The following is a 21,708-nucleotide window of genomic DNA, read 5'->3' on the forward strand; positions in this document are numbered from 1 at the left end:
AGGCGCCCCGACACACATGGAGACACGGATGAGCAAGGCCGCGAGGACGCACGCGCAGTCGTCTGCGGAGCACGTCGCCGACAGCCACGATTGGATCCGCGTGCACGGCGCGCGCGTGAACAATCTCAAGGACGTCAGCATCGAGATCCCCAAGCGCCGGCTGACGGTGTTCACCGGTGTCTCCGGTTCGGGCAAGAGCTCGCTGGTGTTCGACACGATCGCCGCGGAGTCGCAGCGGCTGATCAATGAGACCTACAGCGCCTTCGTGCAGGGGTTCATGCCGACGCTGGCGCGGCCCGAGGTCGACGTGCTCGAGGGGCTGACGACCGCGATCATCGTCGACCAGCAGCGGATGGGCGCCGATCCCCGCTCCACCGTCGGCACCGCCACCGACGCCAACGCGATGCTGCGCATCCTCTTCAGCCGGCTCGGGCGGCCGTACATCGGCCCGCCCAGCGCGTTCGCCTTCAACGTCCCCTCGGTCCGGGCGAGCGGCGCGATCACGGTCGAGCGCGGCGCCGCCACCAAGACGGTGAAGGAGACCTTCACCCGCACCGGCGGCATGTGCGCGCGCTGCGAGGGGCGGGGCGCGGTCTCCGACATCGATCTCACCCAGCTCTACGACGACTCCAAGTCGATCGCCGAGGGCGCGTTCACCATCCCCGGGTGGAAGTCGGACAGCTGGTGGACGGTGCGGATCTACGCCGAGTCCGGTTTCCTCGACCCGGACAAGCCGATCCGCAAGTTCACGAAGAAGGAGATGCACGACTTCCTCTACCGGGAGCCGACCAAGGTGAAGGTCGAGGGGGTGAACCTCACCTACGAGGGGCTGATCCCGAAGATCCACAAGTCCTTCCTGTCCAAGGACCGGGAGGCGATGCAGCCGCACATCCGGGAGTTCGTGGACCGGGCGGTCACCTTCACCACCTGTCCCGAGTGCGACGGCACCCGGCTCGGCGAGGCGGCCCGGTCGTCGAAGGTCGAGGGGATCAGCATCGCCGACGCGTGCGCGATGGAGATCAGGGATCTGGCCGAGTGGGTCCGCGTCCTCGACGAGCCGTCGGTGGCGCCGCTGCTGGCCTCGCTGCGGCAGACGCTCGACTCGTTCGTGGAGATCGGGCTGGGCTATCTCTCGCTGGAGCGGCCGTCGGGCACGCTGTCGGGGGGTGAGGCGCAGCGCGTCAAGATGATCCGCCACCTGGGCTCCTCGCTCACCGACACCACCTACGTCTTCGACGAGCCCACCGCGGGCCTGCACCCCCATGACATCCAGCGGATGAACAACCTGCTGCTGCGGTTGCGGGACAAGGGCAACACGGTGCTCGTCGTGGAGCACAAGCCGGAGACGATCGCCATCGCCGACCACGTCGTCGATCTGGGTCCCGGCGCCGGTACGGCGGGCGGCGCGGTCTGCTTCGAGGGCACCCTCGAGGGGCTGCGGGCCAGCGGCACCGTCACCGGCCGCCATCTCGACGACCGGGCCGCCCTCAAGGAGACGGTGCGCGAGCCCGCCGGCGCGCTGGAGATCCGCGGCGCGACGGCGAACAACCTGTGCGGCGTCGACGTCGACGTCCCGCTCGGGGTGCTCACCGTCGTCACCGGGGTCGCCGGCTCGGGCAAGAGCTCGCTCATCCACGGGTCGATCCCCGCCGGCGCGGGCGTGGTCTCGATCGACCAGGGCGCGATCCGCGGCTCGCGGCGGAGCAATCCGGCGACGTACACCGGGCTGCTCGATCCGATCCGCAAGGCGTTCGCGAAGGCCAACGGCGTGAAGCCGGCGCTGTTCAGCGCCAACTCCGAGGGGGCCTGTCCCGTCTGCAACGGCTCCGGCGTCATCTACACCGATCTGGCGATGATGGCCGGCGTCTCCACCACCTGCGAGGAGTGCGAGGGCAAGCGGTTCCAGGCGGCGGTGCTGGACTACCGTCTGGGCGGCCGCGACATCAGCGAGGTGCTCGCGATGTCGGTGACCGAGGCCGAGGAGTTCTTCGGCGCCGGGGAGGCGCGCACACCGGCCGCGCACGCCGTCCTCGCGCGGCTCGCCGACGTCGGGCTCGGCTACCTCGGCATCGGCCAGCCGCTCACCACGTTGTCCGGCGGCGAGCGGCAGCGGCTCAAGCTGGCCACCCACATGGGCGCGAAGGGCGGCGTCTACGTCCTGGACGAGCCGACCACCGGCCTGCACCTGGCCGACGTCGAGCAGCTGCTGGGCCTGCTGGACCGGCTGGTCGACTCCGGCAAGTCGGTCATCGTCATCGAGCACCACCAGGCGGTCATGGCGCACGCGGACTGGATCATCGATCTCGGTCCGGGCGCCGGTCACGACGGCGGCCGGATCGTCTTCGAGGGCACGCCCGCCGATCTCGTCGCGGCCCGCTCCACCCTCACCGGCGAGCACCTGGCGGCCTACGTCGGCGCCTGAGGGCGGCGGGGCCAGGGCCCCGGCTTCAGCCGGGCCTTGGCCACGGGCTTAGCGATTCGTCATCGCGGCAACTCAGCTGCACCTTTCGAGCACTTCTCCCGCTACGCCCGGACGGCTTACTGGATGTCGAAGGCCGCTAGCGCAGGGTCTTCACCGGCACCGGATCCCGCTCGCGGGACTCACCGCCGGAGTCCTGTCGCCGTACAAAGGATGCCGCTTGATGACCTTCGCCACCGGCTTCACCACCCGCACCCGTGTCCTGACCGCCACCCTGGGCCTGGCCGCCGCCACCGCCGCGACCGTCGCCTTCGGCGGCGCCGCCCACGCCGAGACCCCCGCCGACCAGGCGCGCCCCTCGGCCGAGACGCTTCCCAAGGTGAGCGCGGACCAGCTGCTGCAGGTGGCCGAGAAGCAGGTCGGCACCGCCGAGAACGCGGACGGCGGCGGCACCAAGTTCCACTCCTGGTACATGGACTCCGCGCGGGCCAAGGAGACCGTCGCCCGCGACGGCGGCGCCGTGGGCGCCTACGCCAACGCCCCCTGGTGCGCGATGTTCGTCTCCTGGGTCGGCGAGCAGGTCGGCCTGCGGCCCACCGTCGGCTGGGACGCCTACACCGTCACCCACGCCGAGTGGTTCCAGAACAACAACCGCTGGGGCGCCGAGGCCAAGCCGGGCGCGGTCGTCTACTTCGACTGGGACGGCGGCAGCGACCTGTCCGGGATCGATCACGTCGGCTTCGTCAAGAAGGACAACGGCGACGGCACGATCACCACGATCGAGGGCAACACCGGCAACGGCAAGGTCGAGCAGCGGGTGCGGCCGACGTCGCAGGTCGTCGGGTACGGCTACCCGCAGTACACCTCCTGAGCCCGCAGTAGGAACGTGAGAGAAGGGGCACGGCGCCGAGCGCCGTGCCCCTTTCTCGCGTGCCGTCTCCTCGCGTGTACGGCCCGCGCGGGCGGCCGCCGGCGGCCCGTGGGCACGCCCGGCGGCGTCCTCACGGACGCGGCCGCCCGCCGCCGCGCGGGCCTTCCGCGGCCCGCGTCGCCCGTTCCATCCGCGCCCTGGTCCGCGCCCTGGCCAGGGCGGCCGTCCGGGCGTCCACTTCCTCCTCCTCGTCCGCCGGCGGCATCCAGTTCTCCGCCGGCGGCCGGGACAGCTCCAGGGCGGTCCGCGCCAGGGTGTCCGTCAGCTTCCAGTGGTCGCTGTCGCGGGGGCGGGGGCGCCGGCGGCGCCGTTCCATCTCCCGGTCCCGCATCGCCTGCGCCGCCCGCGGGGAGTTGACCGCCAGCAGGTAGCGGGCCCAGGCCGCGTTCTCGTGGACGTGGGCGGAGGGCGGGGGAACGGCCGGGTACATCGGGGCTCCTGGGACTCGGGCGGCCGGATCGGGGCCGCCAGGACGGCGCCCCGGGGCGGGGCCGTCCGCGGCGGATCGCGGTATGGCCGCGGTAACGCTCTTCCCAGAATGCCTTGCCCGATTCTTTGGGCACAACGGTTTCCTCCCGGCTCACCCGCCGGAACGGCGCCTCTTCTCAGACGCGCGCCGCGGACCCGGCCGGGAGGGAGTCGCGGTGGGCGGCGACCGCCTGGCGGGTCTCCTCGGCGATCAGGTCGGCGTTGATGTGGGCCCCTGCGAGGGCGCCCGCGGCGGCGGAGGCGCCGACCTGGGCGGACAGGTCGGTGACGTTGCCCGCCACCCACACCCCGGGCACGTCGGTGCGGCCGGTCGCGTCGGAGGGGATGTGCTCCCCGGCCCCGCTCGGATGCTGCGCCGGCCGCAGCCCGATCCCCTCCAGGAATCCGGTGCGCGCCACCATCCGCGAGGAGACGACCAGCACCTGGCGGCCGACCACCGTGCCGTCGCTCAGCCGTACTCCCGTGAGGCGGTCCCCGGCGATCTCCAGGGCCGTCACCTCGCCCTCCACCACGCGGATGCCGCGGGCGGCCAGCTGCTCGGCCGCCTCGCCGGCCGGCGGGGCCGCGGTGTGGGAGAAGAACGTGACATCGGCGCTCAGCTGCCGGAACAACAGCGCCTGGTGCACCGACATCGGCCCGCCGGCCAGCACGCCGATGGCCCGGTCGCGGGCCTCCCATCCGTGGCAGTACGGGCAGTGCATCACGTCCCGGCCCCAGCGGTCGCGCAGTCCGGGGACGTCCGGCAGCTCGTCGACCAGTCCGGTGGTCACCAGCAGCCGGCGCGCGCTGACCGTCCGGCCGTCGGTCAGCGTCACCGTGAACCCGCCGCCGCCGTCGCCGTCGTCGTCGCGGGCCACGGCGCCGACCTCGCCGCGCACCACGTGGCCGCCGTAGCGGCGGACCTCCTGCCGGCCGCGTTCCAGCAGCTCGGCCGGGGGCGTCCCGTCGTGGGCCAGCAGCCCGTGCACGCCCGCGGCGGGGGCGTTGCGCGGGGCGCCCGCGTCGATCACCACCACCGACCGCCGCACCCGCCCCAGCATCAGCGCCCCGTTCAGCCCCGCGGCGCCACCGCCGACGACCACCACGTCATAGCTGTTCTCCAGCTGTTCGGTCACTGTGACCACCTCCGCGGCCACAATGCGGGAAAACTCGCCAATAGGGCAAACATCATTGCCAATGTGGCAAACTAGCGGCATGGACGACCGCATGGATGACGACCTCGGCCCGGCGCTCGACGCGGTCGGGCCCCGGCTGCGCGCCCTGCGCCGGCAGCGGGAGACCACGCTGGCCGACCTGTCGGCGGCGACCGGCATCTCGGTGAGCACCCTGTCCCGGCTGGAGTCCGGCACCCGCCGGCCGACTCTGGAGCTCCTGCTCCCCCTGGCCAGGGTCCACGGCGTCACGCTCGACGAGCTCGTCGACGCCCCGCCCACCGGCGACCCCCGCGTCCACCTGCGCCCGGTCACCCAGAACGGCATGATCATGCTGCCCCTGACCCGCCGGTCCGGCGGCATCCAGGCCTACAAGATCGTTATTCCGCCCGACAGCCGCCGCAGGGATCCCGACCCGAAGACCCACGAGGGCTACGAATGGCTCTACGTCCTCAACGGGCGGCTCCGGTTCATCCTCGGCGAGCACGATCTGGTGCTCTCACCCGGTGAGGCGGCCGAGTTCGACACCCGGGTGCCGCACTGGTTCGGCGCCGCCGACAGCGAGCCGGTCGAGTTCCTCAGCCTGTTCGGCAGGCAGGGCGAGCGCGCGCACCTGCGCGCCCGCCCCAAGGCGAAGGACGCCTCTTGAGCGTGCCGTCCGGCCGCCGGATCATCGCCGGGCGATGACCGGCGGTCCTTCCCGGCCGCCCGGCCGGCGCGCGGCGCGGCTCAGGCGGCGAGGCGGTGGAAGCCGGCGGCCGAGCCCTTGGCCTTCAGGGTCATGACGAAGGCCAGCACCTTGGCGACCGCGCCGTACATCTCCGCCGGGATCTCGTGGCCGATCTCGCAGCTCTTGTACAGCGCGCGGGCCAGCGGGACGTCCTGCACCATCGGGATGCGGTTCTCGGAGGCGAGCTCGCGGATCTTGGCGGCGACGGCGCCGGCGCCCTTGGCGACCACCCGGGGGGCGCCCTTCTCGGGGTCGTAGCGCAGGGCGACGGCGACGTGGGTGGGGTTGACGAGGATCACGTCGGCCTTGGGGACGTCGGCCATCATCCGGTTGCGGCTCATCGCCTGCTGGCGGGCGCGGATCTGGGCCTTGACGTGCGGGTCGCCCTCGCTGCGCTTGTGCTCCTCCTTGACCTCCTGCTTGGTCATCTTCAGCTGCTTGCCGATGCGGCGGCGCGCCATCGCGTAGTCGGCGGCCGCCAGCGCGACGCCGGCGGCGCCCGCGAAGCGCATCAGCGACAGGATCGAGTCGGCGGCGGTGGACAGCAGCATGCCCAGGGGCAGGGAGCCGGAGGACATCAGGAGCGGGATCAGGTCGCTGATGGCCATGTAGGCGACGCCGGTCAGCACCGCGGTCTTCAGCACGGCCTTGACGCTCTCCCACAGCGCCTGGCCGCCGAACATCCGCTTCAGGCCGGACAGCGGGTTGAGCTTCTTGAACTGCGGCTTGAACAGCTTGCTGGCGGGCTTGAGGCCGGTCTGGCCGCCCGCGGCGGCGAGGGTGATCACCACGGTGGCGGCGGCGAGCGGCGCGATCGCCAGCATGCCGTCCTTCAGGCCCGTGACGAGCAGGTCGAGGCCCATCCGGGGGTCGGGGTCGCGGACGATCTCCCCGAGCTGCAGCATGATGCGCTTGCCGGCCGCCACGGAGTTCTCCAGGACCATGGGCAGCAGCAGGCCGGCCGCCAGCATCGACGCCCACGCCCCGAAGTCAGGACTCTGGGGGACTTGCCCCTCTTTCTGGGCGTCCTTCTTCTTTTTGGCTGTTGGCTCTTCGGTCTTCTCTCCACCGCCGCTCATGCCCCGGCCCCCTCCATCATCAGTCGTACGGCGCGGTCGGTCAGCCCGTCGATGACGCCGGGCAGCACCGAGATGCCGATGCCGGCCAGGGCCAGGGTGAGGAAGATCTTCACGGGGAATCCGAGGGAGAAGGCGTTCAGGGCCGGGGCGGCCTTGCTGAGCAGGCCGAGCGCGAGGTCGGCGCAGAACAGCACCGCGATGATCGGGCCGGCGATCTGCAGGGTGGCCACGAACAGGTCGGCCATGCCGCCGGTGATCAGCTCGCTGAGGTTCTCCAGCGAGAACGTGCCGTTCAGCGGGAGCGCGGCGTAGGTCTTGGTGAAGCCCAGCAGGACGAACTGGTAGGCGCCGCTGACCAGCAGCAGGGTGGTGCAGAGCATCTGGTAGAACTTGCCGAACACCGAGCTGGCGGCCATCGACAGCGGGTCGAAGGCGGTGGCCAGGGAGAAGCCGCCGAAGATGTCGAGGAGGTCGCCGGCGGCCTGCACGGCGGCGAAGACCAGAGAGGTCAGGAAGCCGAGGGCCACGCCCGCGACGACCTGCTCGATGGCGCCGATCAGCATGGTGGCGGCGGTGATCTCGGGAAGCTGTCCGGCCAGCTGGGGGGCCATGGGCAGGGCGATCGCGACGGCCAGGAGGGCCTTGACCGTGCTGGGGATCGCCTTGGAGTTGAACGGGGGGCTGATCAGCAGCCAGGCCGCGGCCCGGATCGAGGCCAGCAGCAGGGCCGCCAGGGTGGGAGAGGACAGCAATCCCGTCATGGGCTCAGCCGCCGTGGATGAGCTGCGGCACCTGGCCGAACAGGTTCGTGGTGAACGACATCAGCTCGTGCAGCATCCAGTTGCCGCTGAACAGCAGGGCCACGGCGATGCCGGCGGCCTTCGGCACGAAGGACAGCGTGGCTTCCTGGATCTGGGTCACCGACTGGAACAGGGAGATCGCGAACCCGATGAGCAGGGCGGTGATCAGGATGGGGGCCGCGAGTTTGGTGGCGAGAACCATGGCCTGAGTGCCGATGTGCAGCACCTGGGTGTCGGTCACTAACAGATCCTCACTGGTAGCTTCCGACCAGGGACGTCACGATCAGTCCCCAGCCGTTGACGAGTACGAAGAGAAGGAGCTTGAAGGGCATCGCCACCGTGACCGGCGGGAGCATCATCATTCCCATCGACATCAGGGCCGCGGATATGACCAGGTCGATGATGAGGAAAGGTACATAGATGACAAACCCGATGATGAAGGCGGCGCGCAGCTCCGACAGGACGAACGCCGGGATCAGGGTGGTCATCGGCACGGCCTGGGCGTTGGCCGGCTTCGCGCTCCCGGAGACCTTGGTGAACAGCGCCAGGTCGTCCTTGCGGGTGTGCTTGGTCAGGAACTCGCGCACCGACGGCTCGGCCGCCGCGACGGCCTCGGAGACGCTCTTCTCGCCCTTGAGGTAGGGCTGGATGGCGTTGTCGTTCACCTGCGAGGCGACCGGGCCCATGATGAACAGGCTGATGAAGATCGCCAGTCCGGCCAGCACCTGGTTGGGCGGGACGTTGGACAGGCCGAGCGCGTTGCGGGTGATGCTCAGCACCACGAAGATCTTGGTGAAGCTGGTGCACAGGAGCAGGATCGCCGGGGCGACGGACAGGACCGTCAGGCCCAGCATCAGGACGATCGACTGGCTCGGCTTGCCGTTGACGCCGTTCAGGTCGATGGTGATGTCGTCGACGCCGGGACCGGTCGGGCCCTTCGGGCCCTTGGTGTCGGGCTTCGGGGAGGCCAGCGGGGCGGAGACGGTGCCCTGGAGGGCCGTGGCGGCGGAGGCGGCCGTGGTGGTCGTGGAGGCCGAGACCGAGGCCGGCTGGGTGGCGGCGGAGGCCGAGGCCGAGCCGAGCGCGAGCGTGCCGAAGGTAGCCAGGCCGACCACGGCCAGGCTGAAGATGCGCTTCATGAGTTAGCGAGCCGTCCGTTCGCGCAGCGTTTCCAGGGCGGTCTTCCAGGTCTGGAGCGACAGGGCGGAGCCTGCCAGGGGGCCGGTCAGCGCGGCCCGCTCGGGGGTCGCCTCCTCGGCAGCCGGAGAGGAGTCGGCTGCCGGGAGGACGTCCGTCAGGGGGACGGCGATGCGTTCCACGGCCTGTTCGCGGGATTCCTCGACCGCGTCGAGCTCCGTCTCCGTCAGGAGGGTGACCTGGCCGTCGGTGACGCCGAGCACCAGGGCGCGGTCCACCACGCGGACGATGGCCACCGAGGAGTTGCGGCTCAGCTGCTGACGGGCGATCACCGACAGGTGTCCGCCGCCGCGGCCGGCCAGGGGTTTGCGGGCGACCTTCGACAGCCCCCACACCAGGAGCAGGACGACCAGGAGCGAGAACGTGATTCTCAGAACGGTCTCGATCATTTTCAGGCTGTTCCTTCGCGGAGGCTGTCTCGGTCGGGCGGGAGGGGCTCCCGTCAGGAGCGCTCTGCCGTGGGCGGGACGATCTCGGTGATGCGGATGCCGAAGTTCTCGTCGATGACCACGACCTCGCCGCGGGCGATCAGACGGCCGTTGACCAGCAGGTCCACCGGGCTGCCCGCGGCGCGGTCGAGCTCGACCACGGCGCCGGGCGACAGCGACAGCAGCTCGCGGATGGTCATCCGGGTGCGGCCGAGCTCGGCGGTGACGCTCATCTCGACGCCGTGCAGCATCTCCAGGCCGCCCTTGCGGGCCGGGGTGGAGGCCGCGGCCTGGGGGGCCGGCCACGGGTTCGCCACCAGGGCGACGACGGCGCGCACGACGCCGTCCTCCAGCAGCGGCACGAACATGGCCTCGCCGCGGTTGGCGAGCGCGCCCAGGCCGACCTGGGTCTCGACGGCCTGGGCGGGGTCCAGGACGACCGGGCCCATGACCCGCGCCGCCGCCTCCAGGGCGGGCTGCACGGCCTTGGCCAGGTCGAGCTCGCCGAGCGGGCTCTGCTTCAGGGCGTCGACGAGGTCCTGGCCGACGACGACCGCGACCTCTCCCTGGGTGGCGCCGGAGAAGCGGGCGCACACGGCCTGGCCCTCGGGGAGGCCGGCCGGGACGGTCGCGACGGGCGTGCCGACCTCCAGGGAACCACCGGCGGGCAGCAGGGCCAGGGCGGCCTCGGCCGCGTCGAGCGCGAGCCCCACGCGCGGGGCGACGGTGATCGTGGTCATTACTGGTTTTCCGTTTCGTTCAGCGGCGTGGGCACGACGAGGCAGGCCAGGCGCGGGCCCTGGCTGCCGGGCACTGCGTGGGCGAAGACGATGTCCGCGGCGGTCACCGCGAGCGGCGCGGTGACGGCGTGGCTGAGCGGAACGACGTCACCCGGTTCGAGACGGACGATCTGCTCGGGGCGGAGCTCGACGGAGTCGAACCGGACCGACACCTCGATGGGGGTGGTCCCGAGCGCCGCCACCATGTTGCGGTGGGCCTCCTCGCGCGTCCTGCGCTGGGAGTCGCTGAGGGTGACGTCGTTGTCGTTGCCCTGGAGCTTGGGGAAGATCGAGGTGAACGGCAGGCAGAACGTCATGATGCACTCTTCGCTGCCCACGTGCATTTCGAAGGAGGCGACGATGACGGCGTCGGCCGGGGCGGCCGCCTGGACGAACTGCGGGTTGTAGTCGATGGCGCCGAGCATGGGCCGGAAGTCGGCGATGGACTCGAAGGCGTAGTGCATCTCGTCCAGGACCCGGTTGAGCAGGTCCCGCAGGAGCGGGAGCTCCATGTCGGTCAGCGGGCGCTCGATCTGCGGGCCGCCGGGACCACCGAGCATGTGGTCGATGCTGGCCATCGCGGTGCTCAGCGAGAACTCCATGATGGCGGCGCCGGGCAGCGGGTCGAGGGTCAGCGTCGCGACGATCGTCGGGTTGGCCAGGCCGGAGATGTACTCGTCGTAGGTGAGCTGCTGAATGGAGACCAGGGAGACCTGGGAGACGACGCGCAGCGTGGAGGTGAGCAGCGTCGTGTACTGCCGGGCGAACGTCTCGTACGCGATCTGGAGCGTGCGGGTGTGCTCACGCGAGAGCTTGATCGGACGGCGGAAGTCATAGGGGTGCGGTTCAGAGTTCTTCGCCCGTCGGGACACGCGTCCAAGCAGGCGATGCGTCGGGGCGAAAGCTTGCGTCTGACTCACGAGAACACCCATCGGCGCCGCCTCATCCCATATGAGGAAATGCCAGAAATCGGGTTCACCTCGTTACGAGGGCCCGTCTCCGCAGGGGCGCCCACCGGCATCCCTCGCCGCTGTTCGGTTGTCTGTTCTTCGTCTCCTCTCGCCCGGATACGGCGGTCTGGCTGGTCATGCGGGGCCGGCGGGGCGGCCCGGTGGGGGGTCTGGGCGTGGGCGGGCTCCGGGCCGTACGAGACGGCCCGGAGCGGTCACGCCGGGCGCGGTGAGCGCTACTGCATCACGAACTCGGTGAAGTAGATGTCCATGATCTGGCCGTCGTAGGCCTTCTCGACCTTCTTCAGCAGCTCCTGCTTGGACAGGTTGCGGGCCTTGTCCGACGACAGCTCGTCCACCGGCTTGTTGCTGTAGTGGTCGATGGCCAGGTCCAGGGCCTTGCTGCCGTCCGGCGCCTCGTGGACCTCGGCGGTCGCCTGCAAGGCCAGCTTCAGCTTCAGGAAGTGCCCGTCGGCCAGGTTGATGGTGATCGCCTCCAGGGCGGCGACCGCGCCGGGCTCCGGCTTGGGCTCCTCCGCCGCCGCCTCCTCCCCGCCGCCGGCGAAGAGCAGGAAGTAGGCGGCCGCGGCGCCCGCGAGGACGAGGACGGCGCCGGCGATGATGAACAGCTTCATCTTCGACTTCTTCTTGCCGCCCTCCGCCTCCCCGGCGTCGGGCGCGGCCTTCAGCGTTGCGGTGGCCATGGTGTTCTCCCGGTGGGTGTCAGTTGCTCGTGCTGGACTGACCCGCGGCGGCGGGCAGCAGTGCCTTGGTCTGGGAGTCGAGGTCGGACAGGACGACCACCTCGACGCGGCGGTTCAGCGACACCGACCGCGGGTCGGTGTCGGGGTACAGCGGGCGCTGGTCGGCGTAGCCGGAGGCGTTGACCCGGCCGGCCGGGATGCCCCTGGTGATCAGCCTGCGGACCACCGTGGAGGCGCGGGCGGTCGACAGCTCCCAGTTCGACGGGTACGGACCCGACGTCACCGGCAGCCAGTTGGTGTGCCCGTCGACCTCGAGCTTGTTGGTCTCGCTGCGCAGCGCCGGAGCGATCGCGTCGATGATCTTCCTGCCGTCCGACAGCAGCGTGGCGCTGTTGTTGCCGAACACCACGGAGCTGGTGACGACGGTGACGACCAGGCCGCGCTCGTCGACGCGGAACTGCACGCTGTCGGCGGACTTCTGCTTGGCCAGCGCGTCCTGGATCTTCTTCTTGATCCGGTCGAACTTCTGGACTTCCTTCTCCGCGTTCTTCGCGCGGGCGGAGGCCCTGGCCCGGTCGAGGGCGGCGAGGGCGGAGCGGGCCTGCTTCTCGGCCTCCTCCTTCTGCTCCTTGGTCGCCGGGTTGGAGACGTCGGTGAAGGAGGACTCCTCCCCGCCGGCCTCACCGGCCACGGCGCTGCCGGGCGCGGTGAAGGTGACGGAGGGCTCGCCGAAGGCCATCGACAGGCTCGCCTTGAGCGCGTTGAACTTGTTCTGGTCGACCTGGCTCATCGCGAACAGCACGATGAACAGGGCCATCAGCACGGTGAGCATGTCGCCGTAGGTGACCAGCCAGCGCTCGTCGGGATGCTCCTCGTGCTCCTCGTGTTTGTGTTTTTTGTGGCGGTGGGGCTTGGTGCTCATCAGGCCGCCTTCTTCTCCGCGGCCTTGTCCTCGGCCTCACCCGGCGGGAGCAGGCTCTTGAGCTTCTGCGAGACCAGGCGCGGGTTGGTGCCGGCCTGGATGTTGGAGATGCCCTCGATGGTGAGCTCCATCTGGGCGCACTCCAGCTCGCTGAGCCGCTTGAGCCGGTTGCCGATGGGCAGCCAGATCACGTTGGCGCTGAACACGCCCCACAGGGTGGCGACGAACGCGGCGCCGATCATGTGGCCGAGCTTCGAGGGGTCGCTGAGGTTCTCCAGCACCAGCACGAGGCTGATGACGGTGCCGATGATGCCGATCGTGGGGGCGTAGCCGCCCATGTCGGTGAAGATCTTGGCGCCGGACTTGTCGGCCTTGCGCTTGGCCTCGACCTCGCCCTCCAGGATCTCCCGGAGCTCCTCGGGGTCGGTGCCGTCGATGGCCAGCTCCAGGCCGCGGCGGAGGAAGGGCTCCTCCACCTCCTTGATCGCGTCCTCCAGGGCCAGCAGGCCCTCACGGCGGGCGCGCTCGGCGAGCTTGACGATCGAGTCGACCAGCTCGTTGCTGGGCACCGGCTTGGACTTGATGGCGCGCTGGATCTGCTTGCCGATGCCGAGGCTGTCCCGCAGGACGCCACCGGCCATCGCGACGCCGAAGGTGCCGCCGAAGACCAGGATGAGCGGGGCCGGCAGCATGATGGACATCGGGTCGGCGCCCTCGAGCAGCATCATCGCCAGCATGGAGGCGACGGCGATGCCGATACCCGCCAGGGTTGCCGGATCCATTTATCGCTCCTGCCGGTGAAGACGGACAACACGCGCCTGGTCGGAGTCGGTGGGCGCGGTGGGCGGACGGTGCGTGCCCGAGGAGACGAGGATCTCCGCGTCGGCGATCAGGTCGGCGCGGTAACGGCGCACGATCGACATGAACTCGCTCAGCGACTCGGAGATGATGTACTTGGTCCCGTCCACGAGGGTGATCACCGTGTCGGGAGTCTGGTCGGCTCGTTCGATCAGGTCCGGGTTCAACGCGAACTCCGGCCCGTTGAGACGCGTAAGAAGTATCACCGGGTTCATCCTTCGAGTCGTCAGCGGGCGGCGGCCCGTCCCGAACCGCACTGTTTTCCCCATCGGCCGTAGCCCCGTTCGCCTGAGGAAACCCACAGGACCAAGGTCCTCCCGGCCTGTCCGGCCGAGGTCGCCCCCACCGTCCGGTACGGCGGCCCGCTCCGGCGCGCATCGTGCGCACCGGCCTGGCGGCCCCTCTGCCGAGACGGCAAACCATGTGTACACAATGGACACTTGTCTTACTATGCTCACATGGACATGGAGCAGATAGGGATCGTCGAGGCACGCAAGCGCCTGGGCACACTGGTCTCCCGCGCCGTGCACGCCCACGTCCCGGTGCGCATCAGCCGCTCAGCCGACGAACACGCCGTGCTCATCAGCGAAGCCGAGTACGCCGAGCTCCAGCGCCTCCGGGAGCAAGCCGAGATCGCGGAGATGAAGGAGCGCATGGCCTCCGTGCAGCGCGGAGAGGCCCGGCTGACCGGCTTCGCCAGCAGGGAGGCGGCATACGCGCACTTCGGCGTGCCCCTGCCGGACGCGCCCGAGTGATGCCGACCGTCCTGTGGAGCACCGAAGCCGAGGAAGCGGTGCTGAAGCTGCCGCTCGGTCTGCGCGCCACCGTCCTGGAGACGGTGTACTCCCTGCCGGAGGAGCCCGAGCCCCTCGGCGCACGGCCGTACGGAATGATCCCGTCGGCCTTCGAGATCGTGACGGACTCCTTCACGCTGCGCTACACCTACGGCGGAGACCACGTGTCCGTCTGGGTCGTCCGCGCCAACACCTGAGCTTTCGCACCTGGTCGACGACGCGCGAAGGCCCCGGGCGCGTGTGGACGCGCCCGGGGCCTTCGGCCGTTCCCCGCCTGCGGGGTGAGGATGCTTAGCGCTTGAGGTTGACCAGGTCGTTCAGCAGCTCGTCGGAGGTGCTGATGACCTTGGTGTTGGCCTGGAAGCCGCGCTGGGAGATGATCAGGTTGGTGAACTCCTGACCGAGGTCGACGTTGGACATCTCCAGCGCGCCGGTCTGCATCAGGCCCATGCCGCCGGTGCCCGCGGTGCCGACGGTGGCCTCGCCGGAGTTCACCGTGGCGCGGTAGGTCGAGCCGCCGGCCTTCTCCAGACCACCCGGGTTGACGAAGTTGCCCATGGCGATGCGGCCGATCGGGCGCTTGGTGCCGTCGGTCATGACGCCGACGAGGGTGCCGTCCTGGGAGATGGTGTAGGACTCCAGGGAGCCGTCCGTCGGCAGCTGCACCGGCTCCAGCGGGTCGGCGGTGTTGATGGTGCCGTTGGTGGTGTTCCAGCCGAGCACGAAGTTGCCGTCCGGGGTGACCAGGGTGCTGTTGGCGTCGAGGCTGAAGGAGCCCGCGCGGGTGTAGAGCTGCTCGGTGCCGTTCTGCACGACGAAGAAGCCGTCGCCCTGGACCATCAGGTCGGTCTTGCGGCCGGTGGTCTGCGCCGCGCCCTGGCCGAAGTTGGTCTCGATGCCCGCCAGGCGCACGCCCAGGCCGACCTGCGCCGGGTTGGAGCCACCGGCGGCCTGGTTCACGCCGTCGGCGGCCTGCGGGGAGCCCGCGGCGCGCATCATCTGGCTCAGGGTGTCCTGGAAGGTGGTCTGGGACGTCTTGAAGCCGGTGGTGTTGACGTTGGCGATGTTGTTACCGGTCACGTCCATCATCGTCTGGTGGACGCGCAGGCCGCTGATGCCCGAGTACAGGGAGCGAAGCATGTCAGTTTCCTTCGGTGGAGTCGCTGGAGGCGGGTGCGGTGCCGGGCTGGCCGGCGCTGGTGACTTCCTTGACCGAGGACAGCGGTACATCCGTGTTCCCGACCTTCAGGGTCGGGTTGCTGCCGAGCGAGGCGGAGGTGACCACACCGACGGCTTCCGTGCCGTCTGGTCCGGTGTAGCTGATGGTCTTTCCGACGAGGTTGCTGGCCGAGAGGCTGAGCTGGGAGGCCAGCAGCTGACCCTGCTGCTTGACGAGCTCCTCCATCTTCTCGACCTCGGTGAACTGCGCGGTCTGCGACAGGAACGCCGAGGTGTCGGCGGGCTTGCTGGGGTCCTGGTAGCGCATCTGGGCCACCAGCAGCTGCAGGAACGTGTCCTTGTCGAGCTGGCTGTTGCCCAGCGGGGAGGTCGTGCCGGTCGTGGCGGCCGCCGTGGCGGACATGGGGGTGGAGACCCCACTCGTGATGCTGGTCACGTGGTTCCTTGCGGGAGACGGGTCAGAGACGGACGTTGAGCAGACGGGATCCCGGCCGGTCCGGCACGGGATCGGTCGTGGCGGAGGCCGTGCGGGCGCCGCCGTAGGGGGCGCTGTTCCAGCTCTGGCCGCCCTGCTGCGCGGCCGCGTCCTGCTGGGCCTGGCGGCGCTCGCCGGACTGGCCGCCGTTGGGGGCCTCGCGCTGCAGGTCCAGGCTGCAGGAGGAGAAACCGCTCTCCTCCAGCTCCCGCTTCAGCTCGGGCAGGGCCGTGCGGAGCGTGTCGAAGGCGACGTCGCTGGTCCCGGCGAGCTGCAGGTGGACCGCGCCGTTGCGCACCTCGGCGACGACGCTGACCGGGCCGAGGTCGACGGGGTTCAGGTGGACGGTGAGCCGGTGGACGCCGTCCGGGTCCTGCCGGAGCGGGACCACGTGGAAGGCGATCTGCGAGGCGGGCGGCGCCGGGCGGGCCGGGGCCGGCGCGGCGACCTGCTCCACCGCCTCGGTCTGCGCGGTCGCGGTGACCTGCGGTACGGCCTGCGGCGTGACGTCGGCCGCCTCGGCGGCCTCGGTCACCGCCGCGGCGGCGAAGCCGGGCTGCTCGGAACCGCCGTCACCGGAGGAGGAGGCGCCCGTGCCGGAGCCCGAGGTCGCGACCGGGACCGCGGAGGCGGTGACGTCCTGACCGGGAACGGCCTGGACGCCCTCGGCGGTCGTGCCGGAGGCCGGCGCGTCCGGGCCGGCCGCGGCGGTCGTGACCGGGGTGAGCGCGGCGGCGTCGGCCGGGGCGCCGGCTCCGCCCAGGAGCACGGCGGCCGGTACGGCGGGCACTCCCGTCAGGCCGGAGGCCTGGACGAGCTGCTGCTCCTGTGCCTGCACACCGCCGGACTGCAGGAGCTGCGCCGAGAGGGCCTGTCCCTGGTCCTGGCCGGCGAGCTGGGCCTGGATGGTGAGGGGGACTCCGAGCTGGGCGCCGAGCGCGGCCGGGGTCGAGGACAGCGCGGTGATCCCCTGCGCCGTCTGCCCGGAACCGGTGGCGCCACCGGAAAGGTCAAGATTGGGGAGGGCGCCCTGCGGCAACGGTCCTCCACCCGCGATGAGGGCGAGAAGGGCGGCGAAGGCGTCGCCTGCCCCGGTCTGCCCAGCCTGCCCCTCACCTGAGGCGCCGGACGGCGCCGCCATCGGCGACGAGCTCCCCGCCAGGGGGATCGAAGGCATGGTCAAGATCTTCTCTCCTGCTATCCGATGCCGTTCATGGCCGACTGAATGGTGCGGACGTAAGCCTGGGCCGGGTCGTAGAGACCGGTACCCAGCCCATCGGCAGCGCCGGAGGGGACCTGCGGCAAATTGAGCGCCGGGTTGGAATCGGACGCGGCGGCGCCGTACCCGGGCTGCATCCCGGCCATCGCGGCCAGCAGGCCGGTCGTCGTCGCGGGGTCCGATCCGGTGCCGGACATGCCCATCCCGGCGACGTTCAGGGCCGAGGGGGTGGCCTGCGTGGCCGCCGAGGAGGTGACGGCGCCCGCCGCCTCGCCGGGCAGGATGCGGCGGATGTCGGTGGGCTTGCGGTAGTAGTCGTCCATATCGACGATCTTGACCACGTCGCCGGTGCGGGGGGCGTGCAGCATCTTGCCGTCGCCGATGTAGATGCCGATGTGCGTCGCCGGGGAGCCGAAGGTCAGCAAGTCGCCCGGCTGCGCCTGCTTCAGGCTGGGGATGCTGCGGCCCTCGTTCTGCTGGTCCTGCGAGACGCGCGGCAGCGAGACGCCCAGTTTCTTGTAGACGAGCTGGACCAGGCCGGAGCAGTCCAGGCCCCTGCTCGGGTCCGTGCCGCCCCACAGGTAGGGGACGCCGAGGTAGCGGCGGGCCTGCTCGACGACGTCCTGGCCGGTGACCTTCCCGTCGGCGGAGCCGGAGGTGACCTTGCCGGTCGCCCCGGTGGAGGTCGTCGCGCCGGTGCCCCCCGCGGTGGTCTGCGCGGTCTGCTTGGCCTCCTCCAGCGTGGCGGCGAAGTCGGTGGCCGAGGTGGCCGAGGCGCCGGTCGGGGCGGCGGCCGAGGAGACGGCGGGCGTCCCGCCGAACTGGGTCCGCAGCTGGGCGATCCTCGCCGTGACGTCCGTGATGCTCAACGGCCCTTCTCCTGTCCCGCCTGCCACCGGCTCGTCTGCCACTTGTCCGTCCGCGTCCCGCCGGTGTGCGGCCTGGCGGGCTGCGATCCGCCGTCCGGCAGTCCGCCGGTGTGCGGTCTGGCGGCCTGTGATCCGCCGCCCGGCAGCCCGCCCGCCAGTCCGCCGGTGCGCGGCCGGCGGGTGGTCGAGAGGTCGTCGACGGCGCTCTGCTCGGCGGCGGCCTCGGCCTCCTGGCGGGCGGTCTCGTGCCGCTCGGCCAGCTTCTCCACCATCCGGCGCCGCTGGGAGGCCGCACTCCAGGTGTTCACGCTGGCGCCGACCCGCCGCTGGGCCTCCTCGGCCTGCTGGCGGCGCACGGACAGCTCCGCGGCCACCGCGCGCCGTGCGGCCATCGCCGCGACGAACGCGGAGGCGGAGGAGGGCTCCGGCACGATCATCCGGGTCTTGAGCTCTATCTCCTGCTGCTCGACCCGCTCGGCGGCGGCGGCCGCCTCGGAGCGGGCCCGCATCACCCCGCCCTTGGCGGCGTCCTCCTGGGCCTTGCGGGCCCGCAGGATCGAGGAGAGCCGGAATCGTGGGCTCATCGGAGCTCCTTAGTGTCGTGATCCTGGACGGGGGCGAGGAGGGGGAGCGAGAGCCGGGGCGCCGGTCCCGGCGCCGTCGGCATGGGCAGGGCGGGGGCCGGACCGTCGCCGCGAGGATCCGGCGCTGGATCGCCGCCGGAGAGATCCGCCGCCGCGAGGCCGGCGGCGGAAGGCCCCGGGAGGTTCTCAGGCCAGCAGGGACCGGAGCGTCTCCCAGGCGTCTCCTGCCGAGGTGCGCTCCTCCATGTCCTGGCGGAGGAAGCCCTGGATGCGCGGCCACAGCGCCCGCGCCAGGTCGGCGTCGGGGTTGGTGCCGGGCACGTAGGCGCCGATCTCCACCAGCTCGCGGATGTCGCGGTGGGCGGCCAGCAGCCGGCGCAGCGCGGTCGCGTCGCCGCGCTGCTCGCGGCTGGTCACCGCGCCCGCGACGCGGGATACCGACTCCAGCACGTCGATCGTGGGGAAGTGGCCCGCGGTCGCCAGACGCCGGTCGAGCACGACGTGGCCGTCGAGGATCGAGCGCGCGGCGTCGGCGATGGGCTCGTTGTGGTCGTCGCCGTCGACCAGCACCGTGTACAGGCCGGTGATGGTGCCGTCGACGCCGGGCCCGGCCCGCTCCAGCAGGCGGGGGAGCATCGCGAACACCGACGGCGGGTAGCCGCGGGTCGCCGGCGGCTCTCCGGCCGAGAGGCCGACCTCGCGCTGGGCCATGGCGGCGCGGGTGAGGCTGTCCATCAGCAGCAGGGCGTCGCGGCCCTGGTCGCGGAACCACTCGGCGATCCGGGTGGCCACGAAGCAGGCGCGCAGGCGCACCATGGGCGGCTGGTCGGAGGTGGCCACGATCACGACGGAGCGGGCCAGGCCCTCGGGGCCGAGGTCGTTCTCCAGGAACTCGCGGACCTCGCGGCCACGCTCGCCGACCAGCGCCACGACGGTGATCTCGGCCTCGGTGCCCCGGGTGATCATGGACATGAGGCTGGACTTGCCGACGCCGGAACCGGCGAAGATGCCCAGGCGCTGCCCGCGGCCGACGGTGACCATCGTGTCCAGGGCGCGCACGCCCACCGGCATCGGCTCGGCGATCCGGCGGCGCTGCATCGCGTTCGGCGGCTCGTTCTCCACCGAGACCATCTCCAGCCCCGCCAGCGAGGGGCCGCCGTCCATCGGGCGGCCCAGGCCGTCCAGGACGCGGCCGCGCAGCGCCTCGCCGACCGGGATCCGCAGCGTGTCACCGGTGGCGATCGCGGGGCTGCCCACCCCGATGCCGGTCAAGGAGCCCAGCGGCAGGCAGCTGAGCCGCCCGCTGTCCAGCGCGACCACCTCGGCCGGGACGGCGGCCGGGCCCTCGCCCAGATACACCAGGTCGCCGACCTTGCCGGAGACGCCCTCCACGGCGACCGAGAGTCCCACCACGGCGGACACACGGCCGGCCACGATGGGCCTGGCGGCCTTGGTGGCGGCGGCGATGCGGGAGTCGAGCAGCGGGATCACAGGCCCAGGGCCTCCTTGACGCGTTCGAGGGCGGTGGACAGGCGGGCGTCGACGGCGGTCGCGTCGCACTCGGCGACGGCGTCGCCGGGCTTCATCCGGGGGTCGACGACCATGGTCACGCTCCGGCCGTCGATGTCGAAGGTGTTCTCCGCCGCGCCGACGAGGGCGGCGTGGTCGGCGGGGCTCAGCCGGACGAGCACCGAACGGTTCTCGGGCACCAGGGCCAGTGCCCTGACCAGGGCCTCGCGGCCCGGCTCGGGGCTGTGCTCGATCTCCCGGCCGAGCACGGCCTCGGCGAGAGCGTAGGCGGTCTGAACGATGAGCTCCTCCAGTTCGGCGGCCGCCGGGGCGGTCTGCTGCTCCAGCCGGCCCGCCGAGGTGGTGATCGCGGACAGGGCGCTGTCCAGCCGGGCGATCTTGCGGGCCTCGGCCCGGGCGACGCGCTCGGCCTCGTCCCGTACCTCGGCCGCGGCGGCCTGGCGGGCCTCCTCGCGGCCCAGCGCCCAGCCCTCGGCGTATCCGGTGGCCCGGGCCTCGGCTCGGGCTCGTTCCATCACATCGGCAGGGATGTTGGTTCCCGTACCGAAATCGGCGGTGAATCTGGCGGCGCTGAAGGTGCGCGCCTGCGTCCCTCGTACAACCATCTCAGGCGACAAACTCATCCTCATCCCCACGACGAATCACGATCTGACCCGACTCCTCCAGCGCCCGGATCGCGTGAACGATCTTGGCCTGGGCCTCCTCGACCGTGCGCAGCCGGACCGGGCCGAGCAGCTCGATCTCCTCGACGAGGTTCTCGGCGGCGCGTGCGGACAGGTTGCGCGTGATCTTGTTGAGCACGTCCTGGCCGACGCCCTTGAGCGCGGTGGCCAGGTCGGAGGTCTCGACCTGGCGGACCACCAGCTGAACGGCGCGGTCGTCGAGGTGGACGACGTCCTCGAACATGAACATCCGGCTGCGGACTTCCTCGGCCAGCTCGGGGCTGCGCCCCTCCAGGCCCTCGAGGATCAGGCGCTCGGTGACCCGGTCCGCGCGGTTGATGATGTCCACCAGCGGCTGCAGACCGCCCACCGCCGACAGGTCGGACGGCTGGAGCACCGACGAGAGCTTGCGCTCCAGGGCGGACTCCACCTGGCGGATGATGTCCGGCGAGGTGCGGTCCATGACCGCGATCCGGTGCGCCACGTCGGCCTGCAGGGTCGGGCTGAGGCCCGACAGGATCTGCGCGCCCAGGTGCGAGGGCAGGTGCGCGAGCACCAGCGCGATCAGCTGGGGGTGCTCGTCCTGCACGAACGAGAGCACCTGGCGGGGGTCGGCCCGCTGCAGGAAGCTGAACGGCAGGTCGACCAGGGAGGCCGAGAGCCGCTCGACGATCTGGCTGGCCCGCTCGCGGCCCAGCGACGCCTCCAGCAGTTCGCGGGCGAAGTCCATGCCGCCCTGCCCCGCGTAGCGGTAGGCGTTCGTCATGTCGCGGAACTCCGTGAGGATTTCCACGGCGTCCATGGGGTCGATGGTGCCCAGGCGCACGATCTCGGCGCTCAGCTCCTCGACCTCGGGCTCGCGCAGCTGCCCGAGCACCTTCGCGGAGTCTTCCTTGCCCATCTGGACGAGCAGGATGGCGGCCTTTCGCAGGCCGGACAGCGTCTCGGTCATCGGCATC

26 protein-coding genes are annotated in these 21,708 nt (G+C 71.3%); 5 read left to right on the forward strand and 21 right to left on the reverse strand.

Annotated elements, in window-relative coordinates; genetic code table 11:
• Window positions 1–28 precede the first annotated feature (28 nt).
• Window positions 29–2,422, forward strand: coding sequence for an ATP-binding cassette domain-containing protein (locus Plo01_RS36895; protein WP_203895426.1), 2,394 nt, complete (start codon window positions 29–31; stop codon window positions 2,420–2,422).
• A gap of 220 nt (window positions 2,423–2,642) precedes the next feature.
• The gene (locus Plo01_RS36900; RefSeq protein ID WP_203895427.1) at window positions 2,643–3,290 is read left to right on the forward strand and encodes a CHAP domain-containing protein; all 648 of its coding nucleotides are present in this window, start codon (window positions 2,643–2,645) and stop codon (window positions 3,288–3,290) included.
• Window positions 3,291–3,420: 130 nt separating this feature from the next.
• On the opposite strand, the gene Plo01_RS36905 is transcribed toward Plo01_RS36900, so the two are convergent.
• Together Plo01_RS36905 and Plo01_RS36910 are read right to left on the reverse strand one after the other, a co-directional pair.
• Window positions 3,421–3,780 carry a hypothetical protein gene (locus Plo01_RS36905; protein ID WP_203895428.1) on the reverse strand — a complete coding sequence of 120 codons (360 nt, stop codon included), beginning with the start codon at window positions 3,778–3,780 and terminating at the stop codon, window positions 3,421–3,423.
• Between the two features lie 175 nt (window positions 3,781–3,955).
• Window positions 3,956–4,954: an NAD(P)/FAD-dependent oxidoreductase gene (locus tag Plo01_RS36910; protein WP_239317811.1), complete on the reverse strand. Its 999-nt coding sequence runs from the start codon at window positions 4,952–4,954 to the stop codon at window positions 3,956–3,958.
• 91 nt (window positions 4,955–5,045) lie between these two features.
• Between Plo01_RS36910 and Plo01_RS36915 the strand changes: the two genes are divergently transcribed.
• Complete coding sequence (locus Plo01_RS36915) at window positions 5,046–5,639, forward strand: helix-turn-helix domain-containing protein (RefSeq protein ID WP_203895463.1); 594 nt, start codon at window positions 5,046–5,048, stop codon at window positions 5,637–5,639.
• Window positions 5,640–5,719: 80 nt separating this feature from the next.
• Here Plo01_RS36915 and Plo01_RS36920 read toward each other — a convergent pair whose 3' ends face one another.
• The 11 genes from Plo01_RS36920 to Plo01_RS36970 form a co-directional block, all read right to left on the reverse strand.
• On the reverse strand, window positions 5,720–6,799 hold the full coding sequence (locus tag Plo01_RS36920; RefSeq protein WP_203895429.1) for an EscU/YscU/HrcU family type III secretion system export apparatus switch protein: 1,080 nt from the start codon (window positions 6,797–6,799) through the stop codon (window positions 5,720–5,722).
• Window positions 6,796–7,560: a flagellar biosynthetic protein FliR gene (locus tag Plo01_RS36925; RefSeq protein ID WP_203895430.1), complete on the reverse strand. Its 765-nt coding sequence runs from the start codon at window positions 7,558–7,560 to the stop codon at window positions 6,796–6,798. The genes Plo01_RS36920 and Plo01_RS36925 overlap by 4 nt, the downstream gene beginning before the upstream one ends.
• A 4-nt stretch (window positions 7,561–7,564) precedes the next feature.
• Window positions 7,565–7,840 (reverse strand): flagellar biosynthesis protein FliQ, encoded by a 276-nt coding sequence (gene fliQ / locus Plo01_RS36930; RefSeq protein WP_203895431.1) that lies wholly within the window; start codon window positions 7,838–7,840, stop codon window positions 7,565–7,567.
• Between the two features lie 10 nt (window positions 7,841–7,850).
• Window positions 7,851–8,738, reverse strand: coding sequence for a flagellar type III secretion system pore protein FliP (gene fliP, locus Plo01_RS36935; RefSeq protein ID WP_203895432.1), 888 nt, complete (start codon window positions 8,736–8,738; stop codon window positions 7,851–7,853).
• Window positions 8,739–8,741: 3 nt separating this feature from the next.
• Window positions 8,742–9,185 carry a flagellar biosynthetic protein FliO gene (fliO, locus tag Plo01_RS36940; protein WP_203895433.1) on the reverse strand — a complete coding sequence of 148 codons (444 nt, stop codon included), beginning with the start codon at window positions 9,183–9,185 and terminating at the stop codon, window positions 8,742–8,744.
• 53 nt (window positions 9,186–9,238) lie between these two features.
• Window positions 9,239–9,964: a flagellar motor switch protein FliN gene (fliN, locus tag Plo01_RS36945; RefSeq protein ID WP_203895434.1), complete on the reverse strand. Its 726-nt coding sequence runs from the start codon at window positions 9,962–9,964 to the stop codon at window positions 9,239–9,241.
• Window positions 9,964–10,875, reverse strand: a complete 912-nt coding sequence (locus Plo01_RS36950; protein ID WP_203895435.1) for a flagellar motor switch protein FliM — start codon at window positions 10,873–10,875, stop codon at window positions 9,964–9,966. Before Plo01_RS36950 ends, fliN begins: the two co-directional genes overlap by 1 nt.
• A 314-nt stretch (window positions 10,876–11,189) precedes the next feature.
• The gene (locus Plo01_RS36955; protein WP_203895436.1) at window positions 11,190–11,657 is read right to left on the reverse strand and encodes a flagellar basal body-associated FliL family protein; all 468 of its coding nucleotides are present in this window, start codon (window positions 11,655–11,657) and stop codon (window positions 11,190–11,192) included.
• A gap of 19 nt (window positions 11,658–11,676) precedes the next feature.
• On the reverse strand, window positions 11,677–12,579 hold the full coding sequence (locus tag Plo01_RS36960) for an OmpA/MotB family protein (protein WP_203895437.1): 903 nt from the start codon (window positions 12,577–12,579) through the stop codon (window positions 11,677–11,679).
• Entirely contained in the window at window positions 12,579–13,361 is a 783-nt protein-coding gene (locus Plo01_RS36965) for a motility protein A (RefSeq protein ID WP_203895438.1), read from the reverse strand. The genes Plo01_RS36960 and Plo01_RS36965 overlap by 1 nt, the downstream gene beginning before the upstream one ends.
• On the reverse strand, window positions 13,362–13,643 hold the full coding sequence (locus Plo01_RS36970; protein WP_203895439.1) for a flagellar FlbD family protein: 282 nt from the start codon (window positions 13,641–13,643) through the stop codon (window positions 13,362–13,364).
• Between the two features lie 252 nt (window positions 13,644–13,895).
• On the opposite strand from Plo01_RS36970, the gene Plo01_RS36975 reads away from it, so the two are divergent.
• Window positions 13,896–14,192 carry a type II toxin-antitoxin system Phd/YefM family antitoxin gene (locus Plo01_RS36975; protein ID WP_203895440.1) on the forward strand — a complete coding sequence of 99 codons (297 nt, stop codon included), beginning with the start codon at window positions 13,896–13,898 and terminating at the stop codon, window positions 14,190–14,192.
• The gene (locus Plo01_RS36980; protein ID WP_203895441.1) at window positions 14,192–14,428 is read left to right on the forward strand and encodes a hypothetical protein; all 237 of its coding nucleotides are present in this window, start codon (window positions 14,192–14,194) and stop codon (window positions 14,426–14,428) included. The genes Plo01_RS36975 and Plo01_RS36980 overlap by 1 nt, the downstream gene beginning before the upstream one ends.
• A 94-nt stretch (window positions 14,429–14,522) precedes the next feature.
• On the opposite strand, the gene Plo01_RS36985 is transcribed toward Plo01_RS36980, so the two are convergent.
• The 8 genes from Plo01_RS36985 to fliG all read right to left on the reverse strand — a co-directional run bounded on the left by Plo01_RS36985 (window position 14,523) and on the right by fliG (window position 21,707).
• The gene (locus Plo01_RS36985; protein WP_203895442.1) at window positions 14,523–15,371 is read right to left on the reverse strand and encodes a flagellar hook-basal body complex protein; all 849 of its coding nucleotides are present in this window, start codon (window positions 15,369–15,371) and stop codon (window positions 14,523–14,525) included.
• A 1-nt stretch (window position 15,372) separates the two neighbouring features.
• Window positions 15,373–15,846 (reverse strand): flagellar hook assembly protein FlgD, encoded by a 474-nt coding sequence (locus Plo01_RS36990; protein ID WP_203895443.1) that lies wholly within the window; start codon window positions 15,844–15,846, stop codon window positions 15,373–15,375.
• Window positions 15,847–15,868: 22 nt separating this feature from the next.
• A complete protein-coding gene (locus tag Plo01_RS36995; protein WP_203895444.1) occupies window positions 15,869–17,062 on the reverse strand; it encodes a flagellar hook-length control protein FliK in 1,194 nt (397 codons plus the stop codon).
• Between the two features lie 20 nt (window positions 17,063–17,082).
• Window positions 17,083–17,973, reverse strand: a complete 891-nt coding sequence (locus tag Plo01_RS37000; protein ID WP_203895445.1) for a C40 family peptidase — start codon at window positions 17,971–17,973, stop codon at window positions 17,083–17,085.
• Entirely contained in the window at window positions 17,970–18,557 is a 588-nt protein-coding gene (locus tag Plo01_RS37005) for a flagellar FliJ family protein (RefSeq protein ID WP_203895446.1), read from the reverse strand. The genes Plo01_RS37000 and Plo01_RS37005 overlap by 4 nt, the downstream gene beginning before the upstream one ends.
• A 186-nt stretch (window positions 18,558–18,743) precedes the next feature.
• On the reverse strand, window positions 18,744–20,048 hold the full coding sequence (locus tag Plo01_RS37010; RefSeq protein ID WP_203895447.1) for a FliI/YscN family ATPase: 1,305 nt from the start codon (window positions 20,046–20,048) through the stop codon (window positions 18,744–18,746).
• On the reverse strand, window positions 20,045–20,602 hold the full coding sequence (locus tag Plo01_RS37015; RefSeq protein WP_203895448.1) for a FliH/SctL family protein: 558 nt from the start codon (window positions 20,600–20,602) through the stop codon (window positions 20,045–20,047). Before Plo01_RS37015 ends, Plo01_RS37010 begins: the two co-directional genes overlap by 4 nt.
• Before the next feature lie 91 nt (window positions 20,603–20,693).
• Window positions 20,694–21,707, reverse strand: coding sequence for a flagellar motor switch protein FliG (gene fliG / locus Plo01_RS37020; protein ID WP_203895449.1), 1,014 nt, complete (start codon window positions 21,705–21,707; stop codon window positions 20,694–20,696).
• Between the last annotated feature and the right edge of the window lies 1 nt (window position 21,708).

The sequence above is a fragment of the Planobispora longispora genome, assembly GCF_016863135.1.
GTDB classification, from domain to species: Bacteria; Actinomycetota; Actinomycetes; order Streptosporangiales; family Streptosporangiaceae; genus Planobispora; species Planobispora longispora.